The sequence below is a fragment of the Acinetobacter defluvii genome (assembly GCF_001704615.3).
In the GTDB taxonomy this organism is placed as follows: domain Bacteria; phylum Pseudomonadota; class Gammaproteobacteria; order Pseudomonadales; family Moraxellaceae; genus Acinetobacter; species Acinetobacter defluvii.
Window position 1 is genome coordinate 2,203,795 of record NZ_CP029397.2, and the last position, 19,463, is coordinate 2,223,257.

17 protein-coding genes are annotated in these 19,463 nt (G+C 38.4%); 6 read left to right on the top strand and 11 right to left on the bottom strand.

What is annotated here, in order from left to right:
* Positions 1-70 precede the first annotated feature (70 nt).
* From DJ533_RS12940 to DJ533_RS12960, 5 genes are read right to left on the bottom strand one after another with little or no spacing between them, the layout of a single operon-like run.
* Positions 71-1,669 carry an ABC transporter ATP-binding protein gene (locus tag DJ533_RS12940; protein WP_065995332.1) on the bottom strand — a complete coding sequence of 533 codons (1,599 nt, stop codon included), beginning with the start codon at positions 1,667-1,669 and terminating at the stop codon, positions 71-73.
* Entirely contained in the window at positions 1,644-2,657 is a 1,014-nt protein-coding gene (locus DJ533_RS12945; RefSeq protein ID WP_065995333.1) for an ABC transporter permease, read from the bottom strand. Before DJ533_RS12945 ends, DJ533_RS12940 begins: the two co-directional genes overlap by 26 nt.
* Positions 2,657-3,736, bottom strand: coding sequence for a microcin C ABC transporter permease YejB (locus tag DJ533_RS12950; RefSeq protein WP_065995334.1), 1,080 nt, complete (start codon positions 3,734-3,736; stop codon positions 2,657-2,659). The genes DJ533_RS12945 and DJ533_RS12950 overlap by 1 nt, the downstream gene beginning before the upstream one ends.
* A gap of 57 nt (positions 3,737-3,793) precedes the next feature.
* Entirely contained in the window at positions 3,794-5,638 is a 1,845-nt protein-coding gene (locus DJ533_RS12955; protein ID WP_065995335.1) for an extracellular solute-binding protein, read from the bottom strand.
* Between the two features lie 44 nt (positions 5,639-5,682).
* Positions 5,683-8,910, bottom strand: coding sequence for a LysM peptidoglycan-binding domain-containing protein (locus DJ533_RS12960; RefSeq protein ID WP_065995336.1), 3,228 nt, complete (start codon positions 8,908-8,910; stop codon positions 5,683-5,685).
* A gap of 218 nt (positions 8,911-9,128) precedes the next feature.
* On the opposite strand from DJ533_RS12960, the gene dnaQ reads away from it, so the two are divergent.
* The 3 genes from dnaQ to nudC all read left to right on the top strand — a co-directional run bounded on the left by dnaQ (position 9,129) and on the right by nudC (position 13,237).
* Positions 9,129-10,598 (top strand): DNA polymerase III subunit epsilon, encoded by a 1,470-nt coding sequence (gene dnaQ, locus DJ533_RS12965; protein ID WP_065995337.1) that lies wholly within the window; start codon positions 9,129-9,131, stop codon positions 10,596-10,598.
* A gap of 228 nt (positions 10,599-10,826) precedes the next feature.
* A complete protein-coding gene (locus tag DJ533_RS12970) occupies positions 10,827-12,470 on the top strand; it encodes a chemotaxis protein (protein ID WP_065995338.1) in 1,644 nt (547 codons plus the stop codon).
* Complete coding sequence (nudC, locus tag DJ533_RS12975) at positions 12,470-13,237, top strand: NAD(+) diphosphatase (protein ID WP_065995339.1); 768 nt, start codon at positions 12,470-12,472, stop codon at positions 13,235-13,237. The genes DJ533_RS12970 and nudC overlap by 1 nt, the downstream gene beginning before the upstream one ends.
* A gap of 37 nt (positions 13,238-13,274) precedes the next feature.
* On the opposite strand, the gene DJ533_RS12980 is transcribed toward nudC, so the two are convergent.
* The 5 genes from DJ533_RS12980 to DJ533_RS18940 all read right to left on the bottom strand — a co-directional run bounded on the left by DJ533_RS12980 (position 13,275) and on the right by DJ533_RS18940 (position 16,326).
* Positions 13,275-14,162, bottom strand: coding sequence for an alpha/beta hydrolase (locus DJ533_RS12980; RefSeq protein WP_065995340.1), 888 nt, complete (start codon positions 14,160-14,162; stop codon positions 13,275-13,277).
* Complete coding sequence (locus DJ533_RS12985; RefSeq protein ID WP_065995341.1) at positions 14,149-14,850, bottom strand: BON domain-containing protein; 702 nt, start codon at positions 14,848-14,850, stop codon at positions 14,149-14,151. The genes DJ533_RS12980 and DJ533_RS12985 overlap by 14 nt, the downstream gene beginning before the upstream one ends.
* Positions 14,851-14,915: 65 nt before the next feature.
* The gene (locus DJ533_RS12990) at positions 14,916-15,350 is read right to left on the bottom strand and encodes a YraN family protein (protein WP_065995342.1); all 435 of its coding nucleotides are present in this window, start codon (positions 15,348-15,350) and stop codon (positions 14,916-14,918) included.
* 24 nt (positions 15,351-15,374) lie between these two features.
* Positions 15,375-15,965, bottom strand: a complete 591-nt coding sequence (locus DJ533_RS18935) for a type 1 periplasmic-binding domain-containing protein (protein WP_228716480.1) — start codon at positions 15,963-15,965, stop codon at positions 15,375-15,377.
* Positions 15,931-16,326: a penicillin-binding protein activator gene (locus DJ533_RS18940; RefSeq protein ID WP_228716481.1), complete on the bottom strand. Its 396-nt coding sequence runs from the start codon at positions 16,324-16,326 to the stop codon at positions 15,931-15,933. The genes DJ533_RS18935 and DJ533_RS18940 overlap by 35 nt, the downstream gene beginning before the upstream one ends.
* A 10-nt stretch (positions 16,327-16,336) precedes the next feature.
* On the opposite strand from DJ533_RS18940, the gene rsmI reads away from it, so the two are divergent.
* Both rsmI and DJ533_RS13005 read left to right on the top strand, forming a co-directional pair.
* Entirely contained in the window at positions 16,337-17,176 is an 840-nt protein-coding gene (rsmI, locus tag DJ533_RS13000; RefSeq protein WP_065995343.1) for a 16S rRNA (cytidine(1402)-2'-O)-methyltransferase, read from the top strand.
* Between the two features lie 305 nt (positions 17,177-17,481).
* Entirely contained in the window at positions 17,482-17,925 is a 444-nt protein-coding gene (locus tag DJ533_RS13005) for a universal stress protein (protein WP_065995344.1), read from the top strand.
* Between the two features lie 66 nt (positions 17,926-17,991).
* On the opposite strand, the gene DJ533_RS13010 is transcribed toward DJ533_RS13005, so the two are convergent.
* Positions 17,992-18,321 carry an MGMT family protein gene (locus DJ533_RS13010; protein WP_065995345.1) on the bottom strand — a complete coding sequence of 110 codons (330 nt, stop codon included), beginning with the start codon at positions 18,319-18,321 and terminating at the stop codon, positions 17,992-17,994.
* A 108-nt stretch (positions 18,322-18,429) separates the two neighbouring features.
* Here DJ533_RS13010 and DJ533_RS13015 point away from each other — a divergent pair, with 108 nt between their 5' ends.
* Positions 18,430-19,395 (top strand): alpha/beta fold hydrolase, encoded by a 966-nt coding sequence (locus tag DJ533_RS13015; RefSeq protein ID WP_065995346.1) that lies wholly within the window; start codon positions 18,430-18,432, stop codon positions 19,393-19,395.
* Positions 19,396-19,463 lie beyond the last annotated feature (68 nt).

The following is a 19,463-nucleotide window of genomic DNA, read 5'->3' on the forward strand; positions in this document are numbered from 1 at the left end:
AAATTATTTAAAAAAATGGTCAAGTTAAATCTGACAATATAGTATGTCAATTTTAAATAAATTGCTGGCTTTAATACTGACTCGCTGAAATGAGTTGCTTGGTGTAGTCAGTTTTTGGCTGCGTAAACAAATTTGCTGTACTTTGAAACTCAATCACTTTTGCATGACGTAAAACCAAAACTTTATGGCACAATGCCTTTACCACTTGCAAATCATGACTGATAAATAAGTAACTGATATGAAACTCAGCTTGTAACTGTCTTAATAATTTTACAATTGCACGTTGTGTAGTACGGTCTAAAGCCGATGTTGGTTCATCAAAAATGATTAACTTTGGGCGCAAAACCAAAGCCCGTGCCAATGCGATGCGTTGTCGTTGCCCACCTGAAAGCTCATGTGGATAGCGCTGTTTAAAATCTATCGGCAATTCAACTTTTTGTAATGCTTCATCAATACGTGCAGAAATTTCATGTGTTTTGAGTTTCTTTAATGCCAAACCCTCACCAATGATTTGTTCCACCGTCATACGTGGATTTAAACTACTAAATGGATCCTGAAACACCATTTGGAAATCCGTACGCAAAGGACGCAGTTTAGACTCTTTCAGTTTATTTAAGTCTTGGTTGAATAAGACGATTAAGCCATCACTTTCAATAAGTCTTGCAACTGCCAATGCCAATGAGGTTTTTCCTGAACCACTTTCACCCACAATGCCAATCGACTCGCACTCATGTAACCTTAAATCTAAAGGTTCGACCGCAACAAAATAATCTTTTACTCTATTCAATAAACCTTTCTTAATTGGAAATTTGACCCCCACATGATGCAATGATAAGACCAAATGCGAAGGGTCATCAGATGGCGTAGGATTGGCTTCACCAAAATCATGATCAAGCAAATGTTTAGTATAAGCTGCTTTAGGCGCATTAAAAATATCACGCACAGCACCTTTTTCTTCGACTCGCCCTTTGTTCATGACAATGACTTGATTGGCATAACGCTTGACCAAATTCAAATCATGACTGATTAAAATCATCGCCATATCATGATTTAAAATCAATAGTTGCAATAAATTTAATACTTGTGCTTGCAGCGTCACGTCAAGTGCTGTGGTTGGTTCATCCGCAATGATAATATCTGGCTCTAGAGCCAAAGCTGCTGCAATCATGACTCGCTGCCGTTGACCACCCGACAACTCATGTGGATAACGACTCAGTTTTTCTTCTGGCTCAGGAATCCCCACATCAGTCAGTAAATCAATCACACGTTTACGCACTTTCTGCTTAGATATGCCATTTAAGAGTAATGGTTCGCCAATAATTTTTTCTACTCGATGCAAAGGATTAAGGGCAGTCATGGGTTCTTGAAAAATCATTGCGATTTTCTGACCACGCACTTGACGCAATCCAGCTTCATTCATGGTCAATAAATTTTGACCTTCAAAATTGGCTTCACCTGTAATTTTGAGGTGATCAGGCAATAAACCCAGCATTGCCAAACTACTGATCGACTTCCCTGAACCGCTCTCGCCAACAATTGCAACAGTTTCACCTGCATGCAGATCAAAATTTAAATTTTGCACCAGATCTTGTTGCTGATTTTGGATCTGTAAGTGTCGTACCGACAACACTAATTTTGCGTCTTTATTGACGTCTTGGATCGAATGCATCACGAGTCGCCTCCCCAATATAAATCAATAAAGAAAGTACCAAAGCCAAAGTAAAGAACCCTGACAGTGCTAACCACGGTGCAGTTAAATTATTTTTACCTTGTAGTAATAACTCACCCAAAGAAGCAGCATCGGGCGGTAAGCCATACCCCAGAAAATCCAGTGCAGTCAGTGCTGTGATATTGGCAGTCAACATAAATGGTAACTGTGACAAACTTGAACTCATTGCATTGGGAAGAATATGTCGAAACATAATCGTGGTATCACGCACACCCAACGAACGTGCTGCACGCACATAGTCCAAATTTCGAGCACGTAAAAATTCAGCCCGTACCAAACCGACCAAAGCAGGCCAACCGAATACCAGCATGATCAAAAATAGCCAATAGACACTTGGGGTAAACAAACTGACCAAAATCATGATCATAAACAATGTGGGTAAACCGCCCCATACTTCGAGCACACGCTGTCCAATTAAGTCAATCCAACCACCATAATAGCCCTGAATCGCTCCAACCATAATGCCTATCACTGAAGCAAATAGCGTTAATGCTAAACCAAACAATAGCGAGACACGTAAGCCATATAAAATCCGTGCCACTACATCACGTCCTTGGTCATCTGTACCGAGCCAATTTTCCTTACTAGGCGGTGCTGGTAAAGGCACTGCCAAAGCCAAATTGGGCGTTTGATAAGAATAACGTAAGATCGGCCAAATCGCCCACCCTTTGGCATCAATCATCTGTTGTACCACAGGATCACGATAGTCCGCTTCCGTTTCAAATATCCCACCAAAAGTCGTTTCTGGGTATTTTTTTAGAACAGGTGTGTAATATTCTTCATCATATTTCACTAAAAGGGGTTTATCGTTGGCAATAAACTCTACCCCTAAAGACAAGATAAAAATAATAATAAATAAAATAAAACAACTAAAACCTAAGCGATTTTTCTTAAATCTTTTCAGCCTTGCTTGCATGATCGGTGACATTATTTTGCACCTCTTGATTCAAAATTAATCCGAGGATCAATGATTTGATATAAGACATCACTAATCAAACGCAAAACCAAACCTAATAATGTAAATAAGAATAGCGTTCCAAAAATCACAGGATAATCCCGCTGAGTAATCGCTTCGAAACCAAGCAAACCCAACCCATCTAAATTGAAAATGATTTCAATAAATAAATTACCCACGAAGAAAATACCCACCAAAGCTTCAGGCAACCCTGCGATCACGATCAACATTGCATTTCGAAATACATGCCCATACAGCACGCGATTTTCATTTAAACCTTTGGCACGTGCAGCAATCACATATTGTTTATTTAACTCTTCCATAAAGGAGTATTTAGTAAGATAGGTCAAACCAGCAAAACCACCCAACACAATGGCGATCAAAGGCAAAGTCATATGCCAAAAATAATCTTTAATTTTTCCAAATAAACTTAAACTATGAAAGTCATCCGAAACTAAACCTTGCAGCGGAAACCATTGAAAATATGAGCCCCCTGCAAAGAACACGATCAGTAAAACTGCAAATACAAATGATGGAACTGCGTAGCCAACTGCTAATAATAACGAAGTTGATTTATCAAAAATCATGCCATGCTGTTTGGCTTTTTTGATACCCAACGGAATAGATACCAAATAAATCAATAAGGTGCTCCATAAGCCCAAAGACACTGTTACAGGCATTTTTTCCCATAACAATTGTGTCACAGGCTTATCTTTAAAAAAACTCGTACCAAAGTCAAAATGCAAATATCCTTTCAGCATCATCCAAAAGCGTTCAGGTGCAGATTTATCAAAGCCATATTGTGCTTTGATTTTCTCTACCATCTCATCACTCAAACCACGTGCGCCTTGGTACTGACTGGCTTGATTTGAATTCGAAGCCACTTCTGCCCCCATAGCAGCATTGCCCATCCCTTGAAAACTTTCTGCTTGTTGAACGGCTTGCTCTACGGGACCCCCTGGTGCAAGTTGAACCACGACAAAGTTAATCAATAAAATAAAAAACAATGTTGGAATGATCAGTAGAAGTCGTTTGAGTATGTATGTGCCCATTGATTTGATATTCCTTGTAAGCGCATGACTTTTATTTTCAATCAAATACAGTCTGAATTATTGTTTACGCAAATATTGACTGACTTTTTGCGCTTGTTGCGGATCAGACCACCAATAATCTAAACCGAGCGATAGTTTTGGTTTTACATGGGGTTGCTTATACATATTCCAGTAGGCATACCAGTTTTTATCATTGCCATAGGTCAAAATATGATAATAACCTGAACGCAATAAGCGATCTAAGACTTTGGTACGCAGAATCAACTGTTCACGATTTGGCGCTCGAATCACTTGTTGCACAGCATCGTCAATCACAGGGTTTTTAATACCTGCATAGTTATAATTTCCAACCTCATCTGCCGCTTTACTGCTCCACATTTGCGCCTGTTCATTGCCAGGTGTTAATGACTGTGGCATAACATTGGTAGTCATCTGGAAGTCAGAACGGCGCATTCGTTCAATATATTGGGGAACATCGACTTGGCGAACTGAAACCTGAATGCCTAGCTTTTTAAGATTGCGTACAAACGGCATTAAACTGCGCTGTAAACCTTCTTGGTGAATTATAAATTCAATTCGAATCGGCTGTCCTTGTTTGTCGACCAACACCGTATCTTTATAGCGATAGCCAGCCTTGAGCAATAATGATCGCGCCATCAATAAGTTAGTGCGGTTAAAACCACTCCCGTCCGATTGAGGGTATTTCCAATCTGCCAAAACACCTTGACGTTGTAATGGATGCAAACGAGATAAATAAGGTTGTAGGAGTTTTAACTCTGGTTGACTTGGTTTGCCTTTGGCTTCTAATTCGCTGTTTTGAAAATAACTGGTCAAACGAATATATTGCCCATAAAACAAAGCCTTATTTAACCATTCAAAATCATAAGCATAACTTAAGGCTTGACGAAAATAGATATCATTAAATGGTGCTTTACGGGTATTAAATACAAAGCTTTGCGTAGGGGCTGGATTTTGGGTTTTAGAAATATATTTCGTGACCATACCCACTTTTAAGGCAGGAAAGTTATATTCCGTACTCCATTTTCGAGAAATTTTCTCTTCATGAAAGGTATATTGTCCCGATTTAAAGCCTTCAAATGCAATATCTAAACTACGATAATAAACAAATTTGATGAGATCAAAATTATAGCGCCCTTTATTCACCGCTAAGTCTTTGCCCCAATAATTCGGATTACGTTTATAGGAAATACTGCGTCCTGCATCAATACGATCAATCAAATAAGGACCTGAACCCAAAATCAGCTGCATGGTAATTTTGGCAAAATCTCGATTTTTCCAATCTGCTTTGGAGTAAATAGAAATCGTAGATAAAATCAACGGCATTTCTGAGTTGTTTTCAGACTTAAACGTTACTTTCACTTGGTATTTTGATAAGACTTCAGTTTTATCCAAGTCGGATAAATACATTTGAAAACCAGGATTGGCTTTAGTCTGAATAGTATCGAAAGTAAATTTAACATCTTCGGCAGTCACGGGCGTACCGTTACTAAAACGTGCTTTGGGATTTAAATGAAAAATGACAAATTTAGTTTTGTCAGGATCAAAGGTCACTTTTTCAGCCAATAAAGGATACATGACACTGGGCTCATCGAGTGATGAACTCATTAGGCTATCAAATAAAAAATTAGTCCCGTCAGCACTACTACCTTTACCATTGAATCCATTCAAATTGTCAAAAGTACCATTACTCGCTTGACTGATCCAACCGCCTTTTGGTGCATTTGGGTTAGCATAAGGCATGACTTGAGCATTTGCGTATTTTGCTGTGGTATGGATCGCAATATATGGCGTGGTCTGAACAACCGCCCAGACTTGGCTTGCCATGGCAGATAGCACACACATCACCCCAATTTTTTTTGCATACGCAAAGCTCAATTGCATATTGAGTCTATCCTTTTACTTATTACTTAATTTTCAGTCAACAACTATAGGTTTGGAACTTTGATCACTTCCCCAATACGCAATTGTGTAGAAGGTTTCATGTCGTTCATTTCAGCAAGCTCGTTGCTGGCAATGCCATATTTACTGGCTAAACGAATCAGGGAATCACCACTTTTGACTTTATATTCTGTAACAGTTTTTGGAATACGAATAGTTTGACCCCGCTGTAAACCTGCACGAACATTTAAGTTATTAAGATCCGCCAATTCTTTTACCGAAATACCCGTACGACTCGCAATTACGTTTAAAGACTCACCAGATTTTACTGTATAGGCTTCAGTATCTTGTGTAGAGCGTGTTGATTTGGTCGTTACATTCTCTGTTTCTTTAGATACTGTACCTTTACTGGGTAATTCCCCATCAATTTTTAAACGCTGCCCTGCACGTAATTTGGCATTTTTAGTCAGACCATTCAACTCAGTTAAAAAAGCCACTTGTAAATGGTATTTCTTAGCAACTGAAGCAATGGTATCACCTGCTTTGACTACATGAATATCCTTATCAGTAGCACGATTCGTGCTTACCACGTCTTCTGCTTCAGCTGATTTGCTCGATACAGGCTCACCTGACAATTTTAATTTTTGCCCAACAAATAAACCTGCATTGTTGCTCATACCATTTAAATCAGCGACTTGACTCACCGATAAATTATATTTGCTTGCAACACTGGTTAGACTATCACCTGATTGCACCGTATAAGTATCTGGTACCGTCGTTCCCGCAGGAATTTTTAAGGTTTGTCCAACCAATAAACCTTTAGAGGTGGATAAATTATTTAACTCCGCCAATTCTGACAAACTCATTTTTGACTGAACCGCAATACTTGACAAAGTATCGCCACTTTTCACACGATAGTTTTCAGTCTTATAGTTTGTTTCAGCTTTAACATTTTTAAACCTAGTCTGATCTACAACTTTAGACTCAATTTTTTCAACATTTTGCTCCACTTCTTGAACGGGTACATTGATTTTTTGCCCCACGAAAAGATTGCCCACTTCTAGACCCGGTGTTAAATCCACCAACTCTTGTATAGAAAGCGCATAACGATCAGCGATAGCTTTTAGATATTCACCACGTTTTACCACATAAGGCTTGGTTTTAATTTTTGCTTCAGGTTTGTTGTCGGCACGCCCGACAGTTTTATGCTCTGCATTGTCTTTTAAATGCAGCTTTTGTCCCACAAATAAATTACTGCTGGTGGTTAGATTGTTATAACTTGCCAACTGCGACACGGATAAATTAAATTGATTCGCTACACCTGTGAGACTGTCATTTGGTTGAACCGTATAAGTTGCAGGTGTACTGTCTACTTTCTTGGTCGAAGTTTCTACTTGTTGCGGTTTGGCATCATATAAATATAAGGTTGCGCCCACAAACAGAGTTCCATTTGGGTCAACTTGGTTCCATTTTGCAATGTCACGCCAATTTACCCCATTTTTCATGGCAATAATCGCTAAAGTATCTCCCGGTAGCACTGTATAAGTACTGCGTTTGCCTTTAGGCGGTACCACGACGACTTCACTTTCTGTCTTTTCAAACTTTTTATCTTGGTTAAGTTTGACTTCTTCCGCAGTAACCGCACTTGGCTCAGCCAATCCTTTTGGATAAGCAAAGCCAACTGTATTTTCCCGACCTTGTTGTTCTGCCACAGACTGACTGGTTTGGATTGCGGTCAACTTAATTTTGCCATCATAAGGATCCACAATTTCGGTACCTTGTGGCGCAATGGCTTTAATCTCTTTCACCACTTCATCTTTTTCAGCTTGTGTAGCTTGTGGTTCTATTACCTGTTTTACAGTTAATTTTTCATCTTCAGCTTTGACTGCTGCCATGATTTGCTCACGCTCACGCGCAGACAACGGTGGCTCTACAGTCACTGGTTTTACATTGCTGGCTTGCGTCACAGCGACTGGAATACGTGGCGCACTCGGAATCGTCGCATTTGAAGCAAAAGCAGCTAAAGCAGATGAACCTTGCGGTGTGGTTTTAATAGTAGTCGTTGCTGGGCTAACAGGCGTCACAGGGTTAGGCGCTGTAGTATTTGCAGTAAGAACAGGTGGATTAGTTCTATTAGGAGTAATCGGTGTACCAGTATTGGCTGGGACATAGGTCGGTGCAGGTACATAAGCAGGCGCAGTACTGGCTAAATAACCACTATTTGGCTGTAAGGCTTTTAATTTTGCATCAATATTAGGATTTAAATCCGCAGGAATTAAGATTTTCATCGGGCTAGACACGTCAATGACTTCACCACGATGTCCTGGGTTCAGTGCATATAATTCCGCACGACTAAGACCTGTCGTTGCTGCGATTTGATTAAGTTGAATGCCTGCAGGGACAGATACTTCTCTAAAGTGCGGACGATTCGCAATAGGTGGTAGTGTCACGCCATATTTTGAAGGATTTTTAATAATTTGAGCCACTGCTAAGAAACGTGGCACATAGTTCATAGTTTCTTGTGGTAAACGTAATGACCAATAATCGGTAGGTAAACCTACTGCCTGATTACGGTTAATCGCTTGTTGAATACGTCCCGGACCTGCGTTATATGCCGCAAGTGCCAATTCCCAAGAACCAAACTGATTATATAAGCTCCCTAAAAACTCATAGGCTGCACGCGTCGACTCCACCACATCACGACGACCATCGTATAAACCTGTTTGTCTTAAACCGTAAATTTTCCCTGTACTTGGGATAAACTGCCACATCCCTGCTGCGGCTGCGCTACTGGTTGCCGCAGGGTCATAAGAACTTTCAATAATCGGTAAAAGTGCCAACTCCGTAGGTAAACCACGACGTTCAGCCTCTTTAACTGTATGGTACAGATAACGAGAGGCACGTGCACTCAAACGATCAATATAAGGTTGACGTGCGGCAAACCAACTACGCTGTGCGTCAATACGTGGATCCCAACGGTCTTCATTCATTTTAAAACCAACGGACATGCGCTTCCACACATCACCATGTTTTAAAATCAGTAAACGATCACCTTCTACCGCACGCATATCAGTTGCAGATAATAAATCTTCTAAAGAGTCTAAACTGCTTGCATCCAACATACCTGATTGCTTGGTGGTCTGTGGTTTGGTCACAGTTTGTGAAGAGGAACACCCTGTCATTAACCCAATGGCAGCAAGTGCTGATGTCATGAATGATAATTTAAATAAAGCAGAAGAATTAGGCTGCCACGCAATTGTGGTTGGTTTAGACATACAGGGTTCCGAACATCAATATAGTAAATTATTTTATCCATGCCATTTTAGTAGAGCATCTCACTCATACAAGGCACTTATTGCAAGCAAATTGCTTACAAATGTTACAAAAAATTAAAAAAATCGCAGTTCTTGCCGTTGAAAAGCATGATTTGCGTATACAATAAATTCTTCGCTCGTTATGTTCAACACTAAATTCAAATTCATTGGTTATCATTATGTCTCAAACGATCACACTTTATGTAGATGGTGCATGCAAAGGCAACCCCGGGCTCGGTGGTTGGGGAGCATATGTGATTACAGCAACAGAGGAACACAAACTCTGTGGCGGTGAGCTTGAAACAACCAATAATCGTATGGAACTTTCGGCTGCGATTCAAGGCATTGCATTTTGCCCTAAAGATGCAAAACTCGTGCTTTGGACAGACTCTAACTATGTCAAACGTGGCATCACTGAATGGATCGAGAATTGGAAAAAGAAAAACTGGAAAGATGTAAAAAATCCAGACCTCTGGAAACAACTCGATGCAACCTGCAAAGGTCGTGATATTGAATGGAATTGGATCAAAGGTCACGCTGGACATGCAGGCAATGAAATGGCAGATCAACTCGCCAACTTAGGTGCAGCAAATACCGCTAAAGGCATCCAAGAACCACAAATTACCACGATTCCCAAAACAGTAACGCAGGCGAGTGAGATCATGAACGAAGATAAAAAAAAAGTTGAAACTGATTGGCTTTTAGATGATCCCTTTGGTTTGGATGTAATGGAAAATGATAGCTCTGATGAGTTTGAAAATGATATGCAACTCGAAAATACTTTGGGTAGTGAAATTGATGCAACCAGTCAAACTGCTAGCCAAGTTATTCATAATGATGCAACAGATGAAAATGAAGTGTCGAATCAAATCAGTGAAAATAGTGTAATTGAAAATGCTACTTCAACATCCCATCCGCATATTGTAATCACCCCAAAAAAGCTTGATCTTCAGGGTCCAAGACAACTCATTTTAGATACAGAAACCACAGGTTTTTATTTCCAAGACAGTGATCGTATTATTGAGATCGGTGCCATTGAGATGATCAATCGCAAACTAACAGGCAGTTCGATTCACATTTATATTAACCCTGAAAAACCTGTTGGCGACTCTGAAGCCATTCACGGCATCACTGATGAATTTCTAAAAGATAAACCTAAATACGATGAGATTGCCCAAGTGCTCTTTGACTATTTAAAAGGCAGTGAAATCATTGCGCATAATGCTAGCTTCGATATGAACTTCTTGGATATGGAGTTCAAACGCAGTGGTTTTGTGGCGTTATCTGAGGTGTGTACTGTTACCGACACCTTAGCGATGGCAAAAAGTAAACATCCAGGACAGAAAAATTCATTAGATGCGTTAGTGCGTCGTTATGAAATTCCACAGCGTGATCGTACTTTCCACGGCGCCTTGCTCGATGCGGAAATCTTATCCGATGTTTATCTTGCGATGACCGGTGGACAAGTTTCTTTTGATATGGATGCCTTATCGAACGCAAACGAGTTTTCGAATTGCTCTCAAAGCCGTCAAACAATTGATCTTGATGCACCTATCATTTTAGCTTCTGATGAAGAACTTACAGCACATCAAACATGGATGGATGAGTTTGAAAAGAAAAATGGAGAAGCTTGCATCTTTGCAAAATAGTTAAATTGTTTAAAGCAATACTCACTTATCGAGCATTGCAACAGGATGATTTTATTTTTAGTTTTGCATAAATCAGGTTGATTTCTTTTTGTATCGTATAGAAACTAACGCGATAGCATACAAATCTATTGTAAATCCTGCGCATTTAGGCGATATTAAAATTTAAAAATTAGTCTTTAAGATAAAGGCTAAAAAACTAAAACATGTAATTTTTATCAGGGGGCTTTGATGTCTTATCAAACATCAATTTATTTCGATCCAACGGCTTTATTAATAATAAAAAATGAAGTAGATAACTCGATTCAGCAAGTTGAGTCTGCGGTCAGCAGTTTGGTGGAAGATCAAACCTTGCCTTTTGGTATCGATGACGCATTGAATCAGTTTGAACAATGTGCACATGTCATTCGTTTAATTAATATGCCACAACTCGCACAACTCACGGAGTACGCTGCTGAGTTGATGCGTAAGATCATGCAAGACCCACGTAATATCAAAACTTCAGATGTGCTAGCTTTAAGTGAAGGCACAACCATGTTAAAGCGTTTTGTGGAATTTACCTGTTTGCGTGAAGTTAAGGTTCATCAATTTTTGCTCGACACCTTAAATCGTTTAGAATTAGCCTTGGGTAAACCTCTCACTCAAGAAGGCGAAAGTATTGTTCCCCTTTTAGACTGTGTTGAGCCAAATTTAGACTTAGCTGCTGCACCTGAACTAGAAAAATCTATTTATGTACATAAACTTTATAAGCTTTGTTTAAATAATTTGCTGAAACAACAAGAAGCAGCGCTTGATTTTCAAGGTTTAGAATTAGTAGGGGCGTATCAATCCCATCTGTCAGAAAATACACCAAGTCATCAATATTGGAAATTAACCGCCAATGCTTTACAAAGTCTGCCTGAGATCATTTTAAGTGATGCACGTTTACGTACCTTAATTCAAATTGAAACGCATATTGGCGCATTTCTTCAAGACCCACAACAGTTTAAAGTTGATACTCTTGCCGTTGCCAATGTTCTGAGTTTATGTATTAGCCAAGACAATGATATTGGACAAAATCTACGTGAAAAAATCAATGCGGGCGATGATATTTTAACGGACAATCAATTACAGATTTTTAGTCGTCATTTATATGGTCCAGATTTTGAAACGATTCATACTGCGAGCAAACTCATTACTGATGAAATGAGCGAAATTCGCAATGACATTGAGTATAATTATCAAAATATGTCTGATGAAAAAACTGCCGAGTTAAAACAGAAATTGCTTAACTTAGCCAATATTTTCAAAGTATTAAACTTAAGTGAGGCTGCAACTGAGCTGACTCAACAAGCAGTATTATTGTCAGATCATAGTTCATTAAATAATGAAAACTATGCACAACAATTGATGAATAGTATTTTATCTGCAATGAACTCAATTGGTATTTTAGAACGTAATTACACCTCAAACCGTTTGCAACTACGTGTCAACAATTTGCATATTTCGCTTGATCGCTTAGACGACGCACATACGGTATTGCTTAACGAAACCAAAATCCAAATTGATACAACCACTCAAACCTTAGTACAGTACATTGCTGAACAAAACAATGAAAATATTGCCAACATTCCAGCACAACTTAAAGAAATCAGTGGTGCAATGTTGTTTTTAGGTTCCCCTGAAAGTCAAAAAACATTATTGGATAGCGCAGCTTTTGTCGAAGCAGAGTTATCAAAAGAAACATTGCTAAATCCGCAACAAGTACAAGCTTTGTTAGAAGTCTTAGCAAGTGCAGATATGATGATTGACAATTTGCAAAATAAACAACCTGTATTACAGTCCATGTTTGATATAGCATTAACGAGTAGCCAAAACTTACAAGCGACTGCCTAATGTCTGACCAAACTACTGACTTATCACTTGCCTATATTTTCCATCACCATCAACTTTTGGTCGATGAAAATTTCCAACTGCCCAAGGTTGAACAACTCGCAAGTGATCTAGTCTTTCGCTCGGGAGATCAAATCATCGCCCGAGATTTATTTATTGAAGAAGATATTCCTGAAGGTTATCAACTTGTACCTATTCGTCAACTGATTGCCCAGTGGACAAAAATTCAATTTGAACAAGCCAGTCGTGCTTTACAACTCTTAGAATGGCGCCGTAATCATAAATTTTGTAGCCATTGTGGGCATGAAACTGAAGTCCATCCGCGTGAATATGCAATGGTTTGCCCTGCTTGTCGTTATCATCAATACCCACGTGTACAACCCTGTATTATTACTGTGATTACACGTGGACAAGATGAGATCTTACTGGCGAAAAATGCTAAAAACACCAGCAATATGTATGGTTTAATCGCAGGTTTTGTCGAAGTAGGTGAAACTTTGGAAGAAGCTGTTACGCGTGAAACTTTAGAAGAAGTTGGCATTAAAGTTAAAAATATTCAATACTTAGCCAGTCAACCTTGGCCTTTCCCAAGTAATCTGATGTTGGCTTTCAAGGCTGAATATGAATCAGGTGAGATCGTCTTACAAGAGGAAGAAATCAGTGATGCAAAATTCTTTAAGTTTAATGCCTTACCTGAAATTCCAATTTCAGGCAGTATCGCCCATGCGATGATTGAACATGTGATACACAATAAAAAAATGCCTGATTAATTCAGGCATTTTTTATACGATTATTCAAATGGTAAATTTAGCTATCTTTAAAAGCCTGTTCCAAAGCTTTTACAATCTCAGACCGTGTCTGATAAAAACGGCTAAATAAACTTGAAACACTTCCCATAATCGAAACATGTCCTGTTTTTGGAATCACACGAATTTGACAATGATTACCCAAAGCTTCTAATTGATTTTTCAAATCAAAGCTGTTACTTGCTTTCACAATTTGGTCATTTTCCGCCAAAAACAAATAATGTTGCACTTCATTTTTTTCAATAAAATAATAAGGCATTACTTGTTGATAAGGAATATCTTGGTCAAATGCATCAGCAGCCAATGGATCTCCTTTATAATCAAAATGATAAGGTCCTGCTAGACCTATGATCGCCTTGATTTGACCTTTGAGGGGCAACTGAAAGCGCTGTGGGTGGTATAACAAAGAAGTAATATTAAATGCACCTGCAGAGTGTCCCATCAAAGCAATCTTCTGTGTAGAAATCCCCAGTTTTTCTTGCTGTTGTTCTAAAAAGCTTAACGCAATCGCTAAATCATCGACATAGGTTGGAAACTTAAATTGAGGCGCAAGGTGATAATTCACGATCGCAACATCATAGCCATAGCGACTAAATGCTTCACCCACAAACTTATAAGCACCTTTGTCACCATGACGCCAAGCACCGCCATGCACAAACACAATTAAAGGCTTATCTTGTTTCTTTGTTGAAATATATAAGTCCAAGCGCTGTCTAGCTTTTAAACCATAAGCAATATTAGTACGATATTGATAACCTTTTTTCGGCGTCAGTCCATTAATCGTGATACTTGCCAAATCATACAAACGAAAGTCTGCATAAAATGCTTTAATTGCTTGGATTTTTTTTAACAGTAGCTGCTGTTTATGTTGAAAATTAGGGTTGAACATTATTACTTGGCTCTACAGCATCAGGATCAATTGCCACTGGTGTTTGTACATCAGGCTGAACGTTTGATACTGTTGGTGTGGCTGCAAATGATGAGCTTTGCACTTGACGGCTATTTTGTTCGATATTATCTAATAGGGTCACAATCTTAGTGATGTTACCCACTTTTTGCAGTACATCATTTAAATCATCACTTTCAGCATTATTTAAACGTCCCATGACATAAAGCACCCCATCTTCCGTATGTACCATAACTTTATTGTCAGACACGACAGGCGCTTTCATGATCAAACCACGGGTATTGGCAGTGACTGATGCATCTTGCATAATGGTGCTATAACTGATCTGATTACCCACAGTAATATAATTGTGTACTGTTTTTACATCACTCATGGCACGAACATTATCTTCAGCCAATTGTTTTAAATGCACATCAGGCACTTGTCCTGTTAGCAGTACATTGCTGTGAAAACTATTAATATTTACACGAGATTGTTTAAATCTTGCATCCAATTTATATAAATTAATTTTTGCAGTACGTTCAATGGAAGAATCAATAAATACCTGACCCAGCGATCTAACGCCACTTTCTGTGCCTACAGGTGTACTCCCTGTCCCCCCAGAAATGAAACTCGCACATCCAGATAAACTTGCTACACACAACATTGTAATGACAATTCGGTTTAACACTCAGCAAGACTCCTCATTGAAATCATTATTTCTATATTTTATAAGCCACTACGCTTAAATTTCACTCACAGATTAATCAAGTCTGCATCTAAAGTAAATGCATTTTCAATCCACTGTAGATCATACGGGATTTTTGAAAAGTCATGCTGTACATTTTTTGCAATTTCTTTATGAAAATCAAAACAAATTGCATCAAAACGATAATAAAAGTCCTGAAAATCTGCATGATCTTGTAAAAATATTAAGGCAGTCTTAATAATTTTACGCTGTTTAGCAAGGGTGATCACTTCTGCAGCATGACCATATTCTGTTTTAGCACGTGCTTTAACCTCTACAAAAATCAACTCATTGTCCTTTTGTACGATCAGATCAATCTCACCAAAACGCGTATGATAATTTGTAGAGATCAAAATATATCCCTTTTGCTCAAGCCAGTCTAATGCTGTTTGTTCAGCCCATTCACCTAATTGTTGCCGTACAGATTTAACCGTAGATTTCATGTGCATTTTCCAGCGATTAAAAGATTAAGCCACTGCTAGACCCTTGCCAGTACTCACAAAGCACATGGGTTGTCGGGCAATCTGATTATTCTCGATATGGATTTTTCCAGTACGTCCGTTGAAATCAATATTGGCTGTTTTCGTTTTTGATAAATACTGTTGCGTAATTTGCCATGCATCCCCACCAAAAGCATATAAACGCTGGTAAGCCATCGGTGTTGGATTTTGTTGATATGCAATCATAACATCTTTCCAATCAGCCATATAAAGTGAAGGCACATCGCAAAACTTGATTCCTTTTGGTAATGGCTGGCTATCTTCAACCGCAAGGGCTTGCATATACAAATTTTGTATAGGTAATTTTTTCAATTGACGAATCCACGCATAATTCCCTAATAACAATAAGCCTTCTGTTTTCATCATTTTGGTAGGTATGTTTTTGACTAGTTCTATTTGCCCTTGAAACTGCGCTGATAAAGCATTAAAGAATGCTTTACTTTCCTGTGCAGTTTCAGCCTGTTGTAAAACATACAACTTGGTAATGTGATCCGTTTGCATGGTATTGATCAATGCGCCTGCATCATCTTTTTTTTGACAAACTAAACTGTAAAACATGGGGATGTTGAATGGCGACTTCATTTAAAGCCAAAACGGGTACTTTCGGCGCAAGTTTAATGACCTCTTCAACATCCTGTCGTGCTAAAGGTCCAATAATCATTTGTGTTTGCTTATTTACATGTTGTTTTAATATCGCATTCATGGATTTTTGATCAGTATTCACAAATTTTAAAACTGTTTTTGCACCTGTTGCCTGATATGCAGTCGATATTCCCAGTTTAATACTGCTACTGGCTCGCGCCAAAGGTCCTGTTTCAGGTAAAATAACCAAAACATCCGCATGCGTTGTAAAAATCATGCTCATCAAACCAAGACCGAGTACGGTCTGTCTATAATTCACTTTTTTATTGTTAATCATGGAGAACCCTATGAGTGCTCAGTTATTTGTTGTAGCAACCCCAATTGGGCACTTGGATGACATGACCTTTCGTGCAATTGAGGTATTAAAGTCCGTTTCAGTTGTTGCCGCAGAAGACACCCGCCAATCTGCACAACTTTTAAAGCATTATAATATCGCAACGCCCTTAACAGCGTGTCATGATCATAATGAAAGTAACAAAATTAATATACTGATTGAACGCTTAAAGAATGGTGAAGACATCGCTTTGGTCAGTGATGCTGGAACCCCCTTAATCAGTGACCCGGGCTTTAAACTGGTGCGTGCTGCGCAAGAGCATAATATTCGTGTGATCCCTGTACCTGGCGCATGTGCTGCCATTGCAGCACTGAGTGCGGTGGGTTTACCCAGTGACCGATTTAGTTTTGAAGGTTTCTTAGCCTCTAAACAATCGCAACGCCTGTTACAACTTGAAAAACTCAAACATGAAACCCAAACCATGATTATTTATGAAGCACCGCATCGTATTTTAGAGTGTGTTAAAGATATGGTTGAGGTGTTTGGTGCTGAACGCCCTGTTGGTTTTGCACGGGAAATTACTAAAACCTTTGAAACGATTAAAAAAATGACTTTGGCAGAGTTACGCACTTTCATTGAAAATGATCACCATCAGCAAAAAGGAGAAATTGTTTTGGTCATCGGTGGTGCAACCGAAGAACATGATGTAAATCAAGAAAAATTGGACAAGCTTCTGTTACGTTTACTAGAAGATCTCTCAGTAAAAGCAGCCTCACAATTGGTAGCTGACTTAACTGGTATTAAGAAAAAAATTGCTTATCAACGTGCTTTGGAACTCACGCAAAAAGATTAAACATTTTTTGTTAAATTACATTCCAATTCACATGATTTTATAAAAATAATTGCCATAAAATTGTAATATTGTGATCTCACTTTTTGCTTTTAAACACAGTGCAATATTACAATTTTAATCCCGACCATTTTAGTACAATTTTTATTTAAATACAGTATTTTATAAAAATACAAAACTAAGTTTAAATATTTAAATATCGATCTATTTTTGCCATTTCCAAACCAAAAAAATTAAGATATGATGATTTTATAGACGGTTAAATTCATATATTTTTTGTAATAACTATAAAGGAAAAGGAGCACATTATGACTTTCCAAAATATCTTAGTTCCTATCGATGGCTCAGACACTTCACTTGCTGTCATTCCGGAAGCTGTTGAAGTAGCGAATAAATTTAATGCCACAATCACAGTGGTACAAGTGATGACGCTAGACCCTTATATTGCTTCAGAATATATGATGCATGGTCAAAGTAACCAAATGATTGAACGTGCTCGAAATTATATTTTAGATAATTTGGAAACAGCAAAGGTCAAATTTCAAGAACAAGGTATTGATGTTCAAGTTAAGTTATTAGAAGGTGAAAATATTGCCAAAACCATCGCTCAAGCAACTGAAGACCTCAACACCGATTTAGTGATTATCAGTTCACACGGACGCAGTGGTTTTAAAAAGTTATTAATCGGCAGTGTTGCACAAAGTTTACTGACTACAGTCAATGTTCCCGTGCTGGTAATCAAGCACCCTTAATGTTTAAAGCCTAAACATCCTTATAGCAAATATAGGGATGTTTTATAGAAAATAAAAATATTGCAATTAAGGTTGCCAACCAAATTTTTTCATATTCACTTTCCCATCAATAACTACAACATTTTCAGCCAACAACAATGCTTGTTGTAGATTCGTGCCTTGCTCATCCAGCTGATTGACTCGAATTTTTCCTTGAGAATTAATTACGCGATGCCAAGGAACATCATGCTCCGCTTCTAATTGTCCTAATACTCGCCCAACCAAACGAGCATGTTTTGGCAATCCAGCCAATTTAGCAACTTGCCCATAACTTGCCACTTTGCCATAAGGAATTTGTATGACCACTGACAGAATCATTTGAGCAAGTTCAACTGTAGGTGTTTGAGTATTTTGCATAACCATTGGCTCAAATATGTACTAATTATGTATTTAGGCAAATGTATTTTTTTAAATACTATCCTAAGCTTAAAATACATTAAACAACAAAAACATAGAGTACTACAAATGAAAGGAATCTTTAGTAAACTCCTACTTTCTACGGCATTCAGTATAGGAATTGCCACAACTGTCAGTCTTCCTAGCCAAACTTTTGCTGCAATTGACATTCAAAGTGTTTTACAACAAGAGCGTACTTGGGCAGGCTTACAATCTAAACGCTTAAAAGTAGGCGATATCGACTGGGCATATAGTGAAGGTGGACAAGTTGGCAAACCCACCCTACTTTTAGTGCATGGGCTTGCGGGTAGTCGAGATAACTGTAACCGTTTAGCACGCTATTTAACACCACATTATCATGTGATTATTCCTGATTTGCCTGGTCAAGGTGACAGCAAAGTTCCTGCTGACTTTGACTACACCATTCCAAACATGACTGAAAAATTACGCCGTTTTGCTGAAGCGGGCAAGTTTGAAAATGGTCTACATGTTGCAGGTCATAGTATGGGCGGATCAATCGCTTTACTATATGCAGCCCAATACCCTATAGATACCAAATCTTTATTTTTAATTGATAGTGCAGGTGTTTTTAAGTCTGCGAATACACCTTATTTAAAAGACCCAACCACACTACGCAGTATGATCGTTTCTAAAAAAGGTGACTTCGATAAAGTTCTGAGTATCGCAACTGCTTTACCGCCATTTATTCCAAATGAACTCAAAGAAGCTCAAGAAAAACTGATGATTTCTCAAGCCACAAATAATACAAAGTTGGTAGAACAACTAATTATTATGTCAAAAATGTATACACCTGAAACATTTGCTTTAGCTGCACGTTCAATTGATCAACCGGTATTGATTGCTTGGGGTGACCAAGACAAAGTGATTAATGTTGAAGCGGCGGCAGAATTAAAATCTTTGCTTAAAAATGCCAAAGAACCCCTGATTTTAAAAGGTGTGGGACATATGCCACTCATGGAACAGGAACAGTTACTGGTACAACCGTATTTAAACTTTCTGAATACTATAAAATAATTGTATTTATTTGAGCAGTAGAATTTCTCTACTGCTTTTTTAATCTAAATATTTTCATATTTAATTTT

What these genes read in the sequence shown, in the direction of transcription:
- DJ533_RS12940 (WP_065995332.1), bottom strand. Translation starts at nt 1,669, where the DNA reads ATGCATTCGATCCAAGACGTCAATAAAGACGCAAAATTAGTGTTGTCG.
- DJ533_RS12945 (WP_065995333.1), bottom strand. Translation starts at nt 2,657, where the DNA reads ATGTCACCGATCATGCAAGCAAGGCTGAAAAGATTTAAGAAAAATCGC.
- DJ533_RS12950 (WP_065995334.1), bottom strand. Translation starts at nt 3,736, where the DNA reads ATGGGCACATACATACTCAAACGACTTCTACTGATCATTCCAACATTG.
- DJ533_RS12955 (WP_065995335.1), bottom strand. Translation starts at nt 5,638, where the DNA reads ATGCAATTGAGCTTTGCGTATGCAAAAAAAATTGGGGTGATGTGTGTG.
- DJ533_RS12960 (WP_065995336.1), bottom strand. Translation starts at nt 8,910, where the DNA reads ATGTCTAAACCAACCACAATTGCGTGGCAGCCTAATTCTTCTGCTTTA.
- dnaQ (WP_065995337.1), top strand. Translation starts at nt 9,129, where the DNA reads ATGTCTCAAACGATCACACTTTATGTAGATGGTGCATGCAAAGGCAAC.
- DJ533_RS12970 (WP_065995338.1), top strand. Translation starts at nt 10,827, where the DNA reads ATGTCTTATCAAACATCAATTTATTTCGATCCAACGGCTTTATTAATA.
- nudC (WP_065995339.1), top strand. Translation starts at nt 12,470, where the DNA reads ATGTCTGACCAAACTACTGACTTATCACTTGCCTATATTTTCCATCAC.
- DJ533_RS12980 (WP_065995340.1), bottom strand. Translation starts at nt 14,162, where the DNA reads ATGTTCAACCCTAATTTTCAACATAAACAGCAGCTACTGTTAAAAAAA.
- DJ533_RS12990 (WP_065995342.1), bottom strand. Translation starts at nt 15,350, where the DNA reads ATGAAATCTACGGTTAAATCTGTACGGCAACAATTAGGTGAATGGGCT.
- DJ533_RS18935 (WP_228716480.1), bottom strand. Translation starts at nt 15,965, where the DNA reads ATGTTTTACAGTTTAGTTTGTCAAAAAAAAGATGATGCAGGCGCATTG.
- DJ533_RS18940 (WP_228716481.1), bottom strand. Translation starts at nt 16,326, where the DNA reads ATGATTAACAATAAAAAAGTGAATTATAGACAGACCGTACTCGGTCTT.
- rsmI (WP_065995343.1), top strand. Translation starts at nt 16,337, where the DNA reads ATGAGTGCTCAGTTATTTGTTGTAGCAACCCCAATTGGGCACTTGGAT.
- DJ533_RS13005 (WP_065995344.1), top strand. Translation starts at nt 17,482, where the DNA reads ATGACTTTCCAAAATATCTTAGTTCCTATCGATGGCTCAGACACTTCA.
- DJ533_RS13010 (WP_065995345.1), bottom strand. Translation starts at nt 18,321, where the DNA reads ATGCAAAATACTCAAACACCTACAGTTGAACTTGCTCAAATGATTCTG.
- DJ533_RS13015 (WP_065995346.1), top strand. Translation starts at nt 18,430, where the DNA reads ATGAAAGGAATCTTTAGTAAACTCCTACTTTCTACGGCATTCAGTATA.